Source organism: Acinetobacter sp. TYF_19 (genome assembly GCF_043105125.1).
In the GTDB taxonomy this organism is placed as follows: Bacteria; Pseudomonadota; Gammaproteobacteria; order Pseudomonadales; family Moraxellaceae; genus Acinetobacter; species Acinetobacter johnsonii.
Map to the genome: position 1 here is coordinate 37,844 of NZ_JBICLH010000019.1, position 11,779 is coordinate 49,622.

Sequence of the window (11,779 nt, forward strand, 5' to 3'; positions counted from 1 at the left end):
CTGAGCCGCGCACATTGCTGGTAAGGTTTGTCTGAGTTTTGATCGATAAACTCAATTGAAAATGTCCATCAAACTCGTATAAAAATGCTTTCTTTTTGCTGTGTTTTCCTCGGGTCTTATCTTGTTGAAAAATTAAAATTCTTTTTTTTCTTAAATATTTACATGGAAGAATCCGATTATTTTTATTCGTAAAACTCGCTTTCGATTGTCATCAAAAGAGGCTATGTTAGAACAGTAATAATTACTTTAAACGGTTCATGATAATCATAATTTGATGATCAAATTTGGAGCTCGACATGACACAGAATATGCAAGCATCAGGCTGCCCATTTCACCAGAAAGATGGTGGACAAACGAGTTTAGCCAGCACCAATAATTCTGATTGGTGGCCGAATGCGCTCAATCTCGACATCCTGTCGCAACACGATAAAAAAACCAACCCGATGGATCCTGATTTTGACTATGCAGCTGCATTCAAATCATTGGATTTAGAAGCGGTGAAACAAGATCTCCGTGAACTCATCAACAGCAGCCAAGAATGGTGGCCATCTGACTATGGTAGTTACATTGGGATGTTTGTACGTACCGCATGGCACTTGGCGGGTTCTTACCGTAAACAAGATGGGCGTGGCGGCGCTAACACAGGGAACCAACGTTTTGCACCACTCAACAGTTGGCCTGATAACGTCAACACCGATAAAGGCCGTCGCCTACTTTGGCCAATCAAACGTAAATATGGCAACAAAATTTCATGGGGCGATTTAATCGTTCTTGCTGGAACTGTAGCTTATGAAGAAGCAGGCCTGAAAACCTTTGGCTTTGGTGGTGGTCGTCTAGATATTTGGGCACCCGAAAAAGACATTTACTGGGGTGAAGAGCGTCAATGGCTGGCACCAACGGCAAACCGTTATGCCAATGACCAAGACCGTAAATCGCTTGAAAATCGATTAGCTGCGGTACAAATGGGCTTAATTTACGTCAATCCAGAAGGGGTTGATGGCGTCCAAGATCCCCTTCGTACTGCACAAGACATGCGTGTCACTTTTGACCGTATGGGAATGAATGATGAAGAAACCGTCGCACTCACTGCGGGTGGTCATACCGTAGGGAAAGCGCACGGGAATGGTAAAGCTCAAAACTTAGGGGCAGATGTCGAAAGCGCTGATGTGGAGTTTCAAGGTCTCGGTTGGCATAACTCTGAAGGTACAGGCAATGGCGCGAACACCATGGTCAGTGGTTTAGAAGGGGCTTGGACCACACACCCGACCAAATGGGATAACGAATTTTTCTATCTACTGTTCACTTATGAATGGGAAAAAACCACCAGTCCAGCGGGTGCGAAACAATGGGAACCGATTAACATCAAAGAGGAAGACAAACCTGTTGATGCACATAACCCGAATGTACGCCGCAACCCAATGATGACCGATGCCGATATGGCGCTGAAAATGGACCCTGAATACCGTAAAATTTCAGAGCGTTTTTATGCAGATCCAGCTTACTTGTCTGAAGTGTTTGCGCGTGCGTGGTACAAGCTGACTCACCGTGACATGGGACCAAAATCCCGCTACTTAGGTGCAGATGTGCCGAATGATGATCTGATTTGGCAAGACCCAATTCCATCGGTCGATTATGTTTTGTCTGAAGCTGAAATTGAAGAATTAAAAGCGAAGTTGCTGAATAGTGGTTTAACTTCGGTTGAATTGATTAATACTGCTTGGGACAGTGCGCGGACTTTCCGTGGTTCAGACTACCGTGGTGGTGCCAATGGTGCACGTATCCGTCTTGCACCACAAAAAGACTGGGTGGGCAATGAGCCTGAGCGTTTAGCCAAAGTTTTGGCGAAGCTTGAAGAAATTCAGGCGAGTCTGGCGAAAAAAGTCAGCATTGCAGACTTGATTGTACTGGGTGGTACGGCAGCTGTTGAAAAAGCGGCGCATGCTGCGGGTGTGAATATCAAAGTTCCGTTCCTTGCAGGACGAGGTGATGCGACTCAAGAGCAAACAGATGTCTATTCTTTTGAAGATTTACTCCCTAAGCATGATGGTTTCCGTAATTGGGTCAAAGAAGATTACAGCGTACAGCCTGAAGAAATGTTGTTAGACCGCGCACAATTACTCGGTTTGACTGCACCTGAAATGACGGTTCTCGTCGGTGGTATGCGTGTACTCGGCACAAACTATGCAGGTACACCAGAAGGTGTGTTGACTGCTCGTGTGGGTATACTCAGCAATGACTTCTTTGTGAACTTAACGGATATGAAATATAACTGGAAACCCGTGGGTAAAAACCGTTATGAAATTGTAGACCGTGCGACAGGGGCAACCAAATGGACGGCGACCCGTGCAGACTTAGTCTTTGGTTCAAACTCGATTTTACGTTCATATGCAGAAGTTTATGCGCAAGATGACAACAAAGAGAAGTTTGTAAAAGACTTTGTTGCCGCTTGGGTGAAGGTAATGAATGCAGACCGTTTTGACGTTAAGTAGTTTTGACTGAAATAAAAAAACCGCTCGAAAGAGCGGTTTTTTTATTTCTCTTTCCAACTTTCCAATATAAATAGACCAATCGTATGGGCAGAATGTATTGCTAAACGTGCATGACGAGGTCTGAGATTATATTGTTTGATGCCTGCACCATGTGCGGAACTGCTATGAGTACGCAGTGAAGCAATACCATCAACGACTGAAATAATTCCAGAAATAATTCTTTTTAAATCTTCATCTTCCACGGCTTCTCGATTGATGTTTAGAGATTTTCTAACAACATCGTATAAATTTTTTAAATCTTTTTTGTTAGGCATATTAAGTTGATTTTCTTCTATATAAACTCTGCAGATTGATTCCAAAATATTACTTGCTGCTGAAACAGCTTCTCTAGGGCTTGAATCCACATGCGTTAAAGCTCTCGTAAATTCTTGATCAATTGCTGGAATATCTAAATCATTTATGAAATTTTCTAGGCTTTTTGTTGGTGCAGTAAGTGACCCATTGATCCGTCCACCTTTTATATACATTAAAGAGTTTTCAGCTAATGCTTGAGTGATTTTATCTAGTTGTGAGCTAAACCATTCTGGGTCATGTGGAGATATAACAGCACCATCAAAATATTTTTCTAATACTTTTCCTAAAATTTTGAGAGGATTAGGATTGGCTTTATTGATATGTATTAAAGTCTCTTGAACTCGATTAGGTTTGCTGAGTTCTGGAAAGGTATTTTCTATATCTGCATATAAAAAAATAGAATTTAGACTGGCATGTGTCTCATATTTTGGAAGGAGTTCGGCAAGTAAAGAAATAACTTTTAAAGGTATTGTCTGCATTTTGGAAGTAGTTGTTCTTTAAATTTATTTTTAATATATTATCTCAAAAAATCAGATATTAAAATTATTTAGAGTATTTAAAATAGCTCTTAAATATATAAAAATTGATAAAGCTTTAGTTAGTTCTGATATGAGAAATTAACCATATTTACTATATCGGTTTCTAATTCCTGCCATTTCCCAAATTTTGGCTCTACCAATAAAGTCTGCGACACAAAGCCATAACAGATTCGTTGCACATTCAAACTAAGTCGCTTGAGTTGCTCTGCATCTTCAACATAAGGCTCAAGGATACTGCGCCACATCTGCACCATCATGGCATAACTTTTACGGTAACTTTCAATATTCGATACCTGTCGTTCCAGCAAAAAAGTCTGCGCCCAGAGAAACTGTCGAGTCTGAATCTGCTCAAGCTGAAAGTGAATAATTTGCTGTAAATAGTCCTCAAAAGTTAATTTTGTGGATAACTCCATCAGGCTTTGTGCATAAGTTTTTAGCTGCTCCGCATTAGTTTTCACATGCTGATGAATGGTCAATGCAACCAAATCTTCCTTCTTTGAAAAGTACTCATAAAAAGTACCTAAACCGACTCCGGCCACATCGGTAATTTCCCGAATGGTAATTTCGTGCGCATGACGCTCATGCAAAAGCCGAACAAAACTTTCTTGCAAAGCTTCTTGGGTGAGTTTAGCTCGCGACTGGCGCGGTCTACGGCGGACTTGGATCTCAGGATTCTTCATGGCATAAAGCTGAACATGGCAGACTCAATTTTTCTCTATACTGAAATGAAAAGCACAGCATAACAAGAGCAAAGTGATATGAATATCGCATGGATGACCCATCAAATCAGTAATCAGTTTGATGAACTGGAAAATTATAACCTGTTTGAAACCGATACCGTTTTACAAGAAATTCTCACTCGTTATGGTAGTCAGGATCAGGCAAGACTCACAGAGATGGGAAAAGCCGTTGGTTCAGCGGAATATTATCAATATGCCGATCTCGCCAATAAGCATACGCCTATATTGCATGCCTTCGATGCACGCGGACGCCGTAAAGACTCTATCGAGTTTCATCCCGCATGGCATAAATGGATGGGGTTAAATCGTCAGTTCGATACCCATGCACATCCGTTTAATCAGCCCAATTCATCCTCAAAATGGGTCGAGTGGGCAGCACGTTTTTATCTGGCAGGGCAGGTGGAGTGTGGAAACTTGTGCCCAAACTCGATGACCTTAGGCAGTATTCCACTGATTCAACGTGAACCTGAACTGTGGGCCAAAATCGGTGATAAGTTGCTTTCTACAGAATACGATGAACGTGATGTGCCGATCAGTCAAAAAAAATCTATTTGGCTGGGCATGGGCATGACCGAAAAACAGGGCGGTTCGGATGTGCGTGCCAATGAAACCATGGCTGTACCAGTCGCCGAGTCGGGACGCGGTCAAGCCTATTTACTCACAGGGCATAAATGGTTTTTTTCTGCACCGATGTGTGATGCGCATTTGGTGGTGGCAAAGACGGAACAAGATGGTTTGGCCTGTTTCTTTGTGCCGCGCTGGCTGGAGGATGGAACCAAGAACCCGATTCATGTGCAACGCTTAAAAGACAAAGTGGGTAACCGAAGTAACTCCAGCTCGGAAGTCGAATTTAAAGAGGCGTGGGGCATTATGATTGGTGAGGCTGGACGCGGCATTCCCACCATCATTGAAATGGCGAACTATACCCGTTTGACCTGTTCGGTGGGCAGTACTGCCATGCTTAGACAAGCCTTGGTGCAATGCATTGCCTATACCCGTCAGCGTAAAGCCTTTGGTAAGCTTTTGGCTGAACAACCATTGATGCGCGCCGTACTGGCAGATTTAGCCTTAGAAACGGAAGCGGCCATGCAACTCAGTTTCCACTTGGCACACTGCTATGAAACTGATGATGCACTGTCTGTGGCATGGAAACGCATTATGACCCCAGCTTCGAAGTTCTGGATATGTAAACGTGCGGTTGAGCTGACAGGGGAAATGATGGAGGTTTTTGGTGGCAATGGCTATGTCGACAACGGCATCATGGCACGTATTTTTAAAGAAGCCCCAGTCAATACCATTTGGGAAGGCTCAGGCAATGTCATGTGTTTGGATGTATTACGGGCCATCAGCCGTGATGTAGAGTCGATTGAAATCCTGTTTCAAGATTTGGCTGCTACGGCTATGCAAGATGAACAGTTGAAACAAGAGCTACAAAATCTATTTCAGTTGTTCCAGCAGAAACCTGATGAACTACAATTTATGGGGCGCAGTTTGGTCAGTCGTTTAGTGATTTTGGCACAAGCAGTCTTGCTGAAACGGCATGCACCAGACTATGTGGCTGATGGCTTTATTCACAGCCGTTATAGTCCATTTCATGGTCGGGTTGTCGGGATGCTTGAGATGAAACAACCCGACGTAGAACGACTGCTGCATAGAGTATTTGCAGCTTAAAGCTCATTATTGTACTGAAAGCTTTTGCGCTTCATCTTGTTCGAGTTTGACGTTGGGGCTGTCTTCAGCCTGAATAATATCAATCGGAATAAAGCGGACTTGAACAATGCTTGGGTTATCGTTCAAGTCTGGCAATAGCTTTTGATTGAGTGCTGCAATTTGCGCTGGGCTAGGCGGAATATCTCCACGGATAGAGACACGAACTAAAGTGAAACCCTCTTTTTTATCGTATTGGATGGTATCAATAATATTATTGGCATGGTTCAGCTCAGTACTAATGGTCGCCTCGGTACTGCTTTCGTACAGGCGTGTATTGAGCAGCGCATAAAAGTTGAGTGAGAGATAAATCCCTAAAAGCGCCAAGAACATTAGGCTAACAGCATTACGTTTGAGAAACTCTTTGACATTACTCTGCACTTCTTCGGTGGAACCCCGTCTAAAGCCTGCAATCCACAGGACTAAAGATGAGCTAATCTGAATGGCGAAGATGTTGGTCACTGCCAGTAAAAATGCATTGGCTGAGTTTTTCCATTCCATATGTGCAAATAAAATCCCGCTGGCCACCAAGGGTGGAACTAAGGCTGTCGCAACGGCGACGCCCACTACGGCCACAGATAGGCGAGGGGATACTGAGGCAAAAGCACCTGCGGCACCTCCTGCTAAAGCAATCATCAAATCCAAAATGGTTGGCTGCGTGCGCGATAAAATTTCATTGGTCATAGGTAGGTCATAGTTCACCAGCCCTAAAATGATCCCAATGCTATAAATCATTGCAACGCCAAGTAACAAGGTCGACAACGCGGTTTTAAACAGCAGCCATCGGTTATCAATTAAAGCCAAGGCAATGCCTGAAATCGGCCCCAGCATCATGGCAACCAACATCGCGCCAATCACCACCGCAGCAGAGTTGGACAGCAGTCCATAGCCTGCAATAACGGCAGCCAAGGCATTCATAATAAAAAAGGTTTTGCTTGGCAGTGCATCCGCTTGGATGTTTAATCGGACTTTTTGGTGGTCAATTTTTTTGGAGTTTTCGCGCAAGGCCTGCTTATAACGAATTTTTTCTTTTAGAAACTCATACTTTTCTTGGTCTGGCGTATCTTTGACCACAATGGTTGCATCTTTGTCTTTTCCGAGTGGCATGGCGATGCTCTTATTTTGTCTGTGATTAAGATTTAATCTAGCGCTTTTATCAAGGGAAGCAAACAAAAAAATGGTGAGAAATAATATGATTCACGCTTCAATTAAGAATATGTGCTAATCACTTTCTTTTTATTGAAGCGAGGCTTCTCGATTTTGTTGAACATCATTCATTAACAAGGACTTTTTAGCACCGAGCAGGACAGATTTTCTTGAAATCGCGAGGCCATTCAGAAAAAGACAGATCAATTACAGATGTTTAGCTGACCCTAGAGCATATTCTTGTTAGAACAAGACGCTACGATTGGAAATAATATTTTTCATCACCATGGTAGAGATGAGACGTTGCACATTGGGCAGTGCTGACAAGTGCTCATCATAGAGTTTTTGATAACTTTCCAAGTCATAGGTCACGACATGCAGCAAGTAGTCGGGGTCACCAAAAAGTCGCTGCGCTTTCACAATTTGAGGAACTTTTAGAATCGCTTCTTCAAGACTTTGCACCGAATCTTTATCGCCATTTTTGAGCGTCACAAAAACAATGGTGGAGAAATTCAAGCCGAGTTGGGAAATATCTAACTGTGCGCGATAGCCTTTGATAATACCTGCATCTTCTAAGGCTTTGACTCTGCGGTGACAGGGGGAGAGACTAAGCCCGACTTTATGGGCCAACTCTGTAACAGATAAACGACCATCGGCTTGTAGTTCAGCAAGAATCTTCTTATCAATTTTATCCATGTGGAAGAATCTCCCCTTTTTAGGTGTTATTGCACAAATATTTGAAAGCACATTTTAGAGCCTAAAGGATATCCTTTCAAAATTATTTGATACAGATCATGTTTTGATTGGATTAAACCTCAAAAACGATGATGAATAAGAGAGGAAAGGGATGTCACTGAATATTTTGATTGCATTTTGGGGTGTTTCGATCCTGTTTGTGATGACACCAGGTATAGATTGGGCCTATGCCATTTCATCGGGGATACAGGGCAAAAGAGTCTTGCCGGCGGTAACAGGTTTATTAACAGGACATTTGATGGCGGCACTGATTGTTGCGGCGGGTGTGGGCACATTGGTGACCAGTCAGCCCGTATTGCTTCAAGTACTCACGGGCGTTGGGGCTGTTTATTTGCTGTGGATGGGGCTGAGTTTATCGATGCGTCCTGCGAGTATTAGCAGTGATCAGGTTGCCATTGCATCTTCAAAGTCATGGTACATTCGAGGCGTTTACTTGAGTGGATTAAACCCGAAAGTCCTGCTGTTATTTTTGGCTTTATTGCCGCCCTTTATCGACCCGCAAGCGGCTTTGTCGCCCACCTCTCAAATTGTTTTATTGGCGGGAATTCACCTCATGAGTTGTGCGGCCGTTTATTTCTTGGTTGGATTTAGTGCGCAAAAAGTTTTGGGCACACGTCCGCAGGCAGCTAGAGTGGTCAGTCGAGTGTCAGGGGTATTGATGATGTTGATTGCGATGATTTTATTGTTAGAACAGTTTTATGTCTAAGCGATATTTTAAGCATATGGATCAAAGGCAGTGCAAAATAAAGCATTGCCATAACCTGTAATTGAATTGAAAAATAGCGCATGAGTTGGGGGATATAGGTTCAGCCAAAATCGCTTGTAATACGTTCAAAAAGGCGTAAAATTTCTACCGCATCATCAGTGAGATGATCAGATCAACAAGGTGAAAAAAATGGCAAAGAAGAAAGCTGAGCCAAAAGTTGTGATTCACAACTTCGTGGCTAAACACATGCATGAAGTCAACCAAAGCCAAGTCTTTGTAGACCGAAAGAAAAATGCAAAACGAGGCTATGACAAGCACAAAAAAGGGAGATATTCAGATGATTATCTCCCTTTTTTAATGCCTCTTCTTTGGGTTTAAAGACCTTTAAGCCGTCACAATACGTGTTGCGGATTTGACCATATCGGCCAAACCATGGGTTTTAAAATAATATTCCATCTGACTTTTCACAATGAGTGGATTACTCATTTTCAAGGCACGCTCTAGCAATTCGACCGCATCTGGCATTGGGACATGACAAATGGCTTTGCGTACACGCAGAATGTTGCTTGAGCTCATTGATAGGGTATTGAAGCCCATCGCCATCAATAAGATCGCAGACAAAGGATCGCCCGCCATTTCCCCACAAATACTGACCGGTTTGTTGTACTTATGACACTCTTTGACTAAGCGGGTGAGTGCACGTAAAACTGCAGGGTGGAAATGTGAATAGACATTGGCAACCCGTGGATTATTACGGTCAACGGCCAGTAAATATTGGGTTAGGTCGTTTGAACCCACCGAGAAAAAGTCAACCAACTCGGCAAATTCTTCAATCTGCAATAAGACACTTGGTACTTCGACCATGATCCCGATTTTTGGTTTGGTGATTTTGACCTGTTCTTCTTCTTGCACCGCGACCCAGTCACGCTCCAGTAAGTACAAGGCTTCTTCTACTTCGCTGACACTGGTCACCATTGGCAGAAGAATGTGTAGGTTGTTAAGACCAATACTGGCTTTGAGCATGGCACGAATTTGTGAAGAAAAAATTTCAGGGTGGTCGAGCGTAAAGCGAATGCCGCGCCAGCCCAATGCGGAGTTTTCTTCCTCAATTGAAAAATAAGGCAAGTCCTTATCTGCACCGATATCGAGGGTACGCATCACCACAGGTTTGTTGGCAAAGTGGCTCAACTGTTGACGATAAATCGCACGCTGTTCTTCTTCACCTGGGAAGCGATCACGCAGCATGAACGGAATTTCAGAGCGATATAGACCAACACCTTTGGCACCGCGTTGTACACCACGGACCACATCAATCATCAAACCAGTATTGACGAACAGTTTGACTGCGACACCATCAGGGGTGATGGCATCTTTAGTTTCATACTGTTTTAAATCTTTGGCAATCAGTTCTTCTTCTTTTTGAATTTCTTTATAGCGACTACGTAAACGGCGAGGTGGATTAATGAACACACGCCCTTGGTGCGCATCGACTATCATTTCCACATCATCGAGGGTATTAATTGGCAGTTCAGTGACACCAACAACGGTTGGAATACCGAGTGCGCGCGCTACAATCACCATATGCGAGTTCATGGCGCCTTCGGTAGTTACGATGGCTGCAATTTTATCGACTGGCAGTTCAACCAAGGCTGCGGTTGAGATTTCTTCTCCAATCAGAATACTTTCATCGGTAAGTTCACGGTGGCTGGAGTCGGCTTCTTGCAAATAGGCCAAAATCCGTCGCCCGAGATCTTTTAAGTCCGCTGCACGTTCACGGAGATAGTCATCTTCCATCTGTTCAAACAGATCGATGTGATTATCGATGACGATACGCACCGCACCTTGTGCCCAGTTCCCATCACGAATTTGTTCTTTAATTTCCGCTGGTAGCGCATTTTCATCCAACATGCGTAAGAACACGCTAAACAGGGCGCGCTCTTCCGCCATGAGGGCATCTTGCATTTTATCATCAAGCGATTTGATTTCATCACGCACTGAGGTGAGGGCACGATCCAGCAGCTCTAATTCTTCACTGATGTCATCGGCTTCACGGTCAGGGACAGCCGCCAAATCCGCAGGGGGGTAGAGAATGACGGCACGCCCTAATGCAATTCCACCTGAACCCGGGACACCTTGGAAGGTTTTATAGGCAGGTAGATTGCTGGGTTTACGAAATACATCGATATTGCCCACCGCATGCGCATGCGCAATGACCCCTGAAAGCTGAGCACAGAGCGTGACGAGGAATGACTCCGCAGCTTCACTAAAGTCTTGCGACTCTTTGTTTTGCACCACGAGCACGCCCATGACTTTACGGCGGTACATGACCGGTACACCGAGAAACGAGTTATAAATTTCCTCACCTGTTTCAGGTAAGTACATAAAACGTTCATGTTTCGGTGCATTGTCAAGGTTGACGATTTCTTCACGCTGACCCACCAGACCAACCAAGCCTTCACTGGTATGCAGTGAAACATGGCCGACCGAATCAGGGTTCAAACCTTTCGATGCCATCAACAAATAACGTTGATTGCGTTCGTCGAGTAAATAGATGGAGCAAACATCAACATGCATGGCTTCCGCCACATGGTTGACCATAATGTCGAGTGATTCATGCAAACTGGTGGACGCATTGATTTCTTGTACAATGCGTCGAAGGGTATCCAGTTGCATATTCGACATCGCGTCTACTCCAAAAATAATGTGCGTCCAACTTATTTATAACAAGAGATCCTTAAAAAATCTGTAGGACGTCTAGATTTTTTAAGGCTTTTTTTGAGGGAGCTGATTGCACAGCTCCACCATCGCTTTGCGGTATACATCGCGTTTAAAATTCACAACTTGCCCCAGCGGGTACCAATAACTGACCCACTGCCATTGGTCAAACTCAGGCGGATCAGACAAATTCAAACGAATATTCTGAGCGGGAGCAGTGAGTTTGAGTAAAAACCACTTTTGTTTTTGTCCAATACATACGGGATCGGAATCTGTACGAATGTATCGGTGCGGCAAACGATAACGCAGCCAACCTTTAGTTTGCGCTACAATTTGGACGTGTTCGGGCAGTAAGCCAACTTCTTCTCTCAGCTCACGATAAAGTGCCTGTTCAGGGGTTTCTCCATATTGGATACCTCCTTGTGGAAATTGCCAAGCATTGTGTCCAATGCGTTTTGCCCATAAAACTTGTCCAAACTCGTTTGCCAAAATGATCCCGACATTGGGTCGGAAACCTTCCGAATCGATCATTTGGCTACCTAAATATTGTGTAATTTATGACTTTGCGATCGGGGATTTTTATTTCTGTATCCAACTCGAAAAAAGCAAAGTTTAAAAATGTTAAAA

The 11,779-nt window shown here is 43.7% G+C and carries 10 protein-coding genes; 4 read left to right on the forward strand and 6 right to left on the reverse strand.

The window, feature by feature from the left end; translation table 11 throughout:
* Positions 1–296: 296 nt before the first annotated feature.
* On the forward strand, positions 297–2,489 hold the full coding sequence (gene katG / locus ACF8FD_RS02130; protein ID WP_392453038.1) for a catalase/peroxidase HPI: 2,193 nt from the start codon (positions 297–299) through the stop codon (positions 2,487–2,489).
* Between the two features lie 41 nt (positions 2,490–2,530).
* Here katG and ACF8FD_RS02135 read toward each other — a convergent pair whose 3' ends face one another.
* A complete protein-coding gene (locus ACF8FD_RS02135; RefSeq protein WP_392453040.1) occupies positions 2,531–3,322 on the reverse strand; it encodes an abortive infection family protein in 792 nt (263 codons plus the stop codon).
* Positions 3,323–3,441: 119 nt separating this feature from the next.
* Entirely contained in the window at positions 3,442–4,062 is a 621-nt protein-coding gene (locus tag ACF8FD_RS02140; protein WP_325087032.1) for a TetR/AcrR family transcriptional regulator, read from the reverse strand.
* A 78-nt stretch (positions 4,063–4,140) separates the two neighbouring features.
* On the opposite strand from ACF8FD_RS02140, the gene ACF8FD_RS02145 reads away from it, so the two are divergent.
* Positions 4,141–5,793 (forward strand): acyl-CoA dehydrogenase family protein, encoded by a 1,653-nt coding sequence (locus tag ACF8FD_RS02145; protein ID WP_325087033.1) that lies wholly within the window; start codon positions 4,141–4,143, stop codon positions 5,791–5,793.
* A gap of 6 nt (positions 5,794–5,799) precedes the next feature.
* On the opposite strand, the gene ACF8FD_RS02150 is transcribed toward ACF8FD_RS02145, so the two are convergent.
* Positions 5,800–6,936, reverse strand: coding sequence for a DUF389 domain-containing protein (locus ACF8FD_RS02150; protein WP_078389542.1), 1,137 nt, complete (start codon positions 6,934–6,936; stop codon positions 5,800–5,802).
* A 282-nt stretch (positions 6,937–7,218) separates the two neighbouring features.
* Positions 7,219–7,671, reverse strand: a complete 453-nt coding sequence (locus ACF8FD_RS02155) for an Lrp/AsnC family transcriptional regulator (protein ID WP_010325833.1) — start codon at positions 7,669–7,671, stop codon at positions 7,219–7,221.
* A gap of 151 nt (positions 7,672–7,822) precedes the next feature.
* Here ACF8FD_RS02155 and ACF8FD_RS02160 point away from each other — a divergent pair, with 151 nt between their 5' ends.
* Together ACF8FD_RS02160 and ACF8FD_RS02165 are read left to right on the forward strand one after the other, a co-directional pair.
* Positions 7,823–8,437, forward strand: a complete 615-nt coding sequence (locus ACF8FD_RS02160) for a LysE family translocator (RefSeq protein ID WP_281963580.1) — start codon at positions 7,823–7,825, stop codon at positions 8,435–8,437.
* 189 nt (positions 8,438–8,626) lie between these two features.
* A complete protein-coding gene (locus tag ACF8FD_RS02165; RefSeq protein ID WP_004649914.1) occupies positions 8,627–8,815 on the forward strand; it encodes a hypothetical protein in 189 nt (62 codons plus the stop codon).
* Between the two features lie 6 nt (positions 8,816–8,821).
* Here ACF8FD_RS02165 and ptsP read toward each other — a convergent pair whose 3' ends face one another.
* Together ptsP and ACF8FD_RS02175 are read right to left on the reverse strand one after the other, a co-directional pair.
* A complete protein-coding gene (ptsP, locus tag ACF8FD_RS02170; RefSeq protein WP_004978924.1) occupies positions 8,822–11,119 on the reverse strand; it encodes a phosphoenolpyruvate--protein phosphotransferase in 2,298 nt (765 codons plus the stop codon).
* A gap of 81 nt (positions 11,120–11,200) precedes the next feature.
* Entirely contained in the window at positions 11,201–11,683 is a 483-nt protein-coding gene (locus tag ACF8FD_RS02175; protein WP_004692547.1) for an RNA pyrophosphohydrolase, read from the reverse strand.
* Positions 11,684–11,779: the final 96 nt, after the last annotated feature.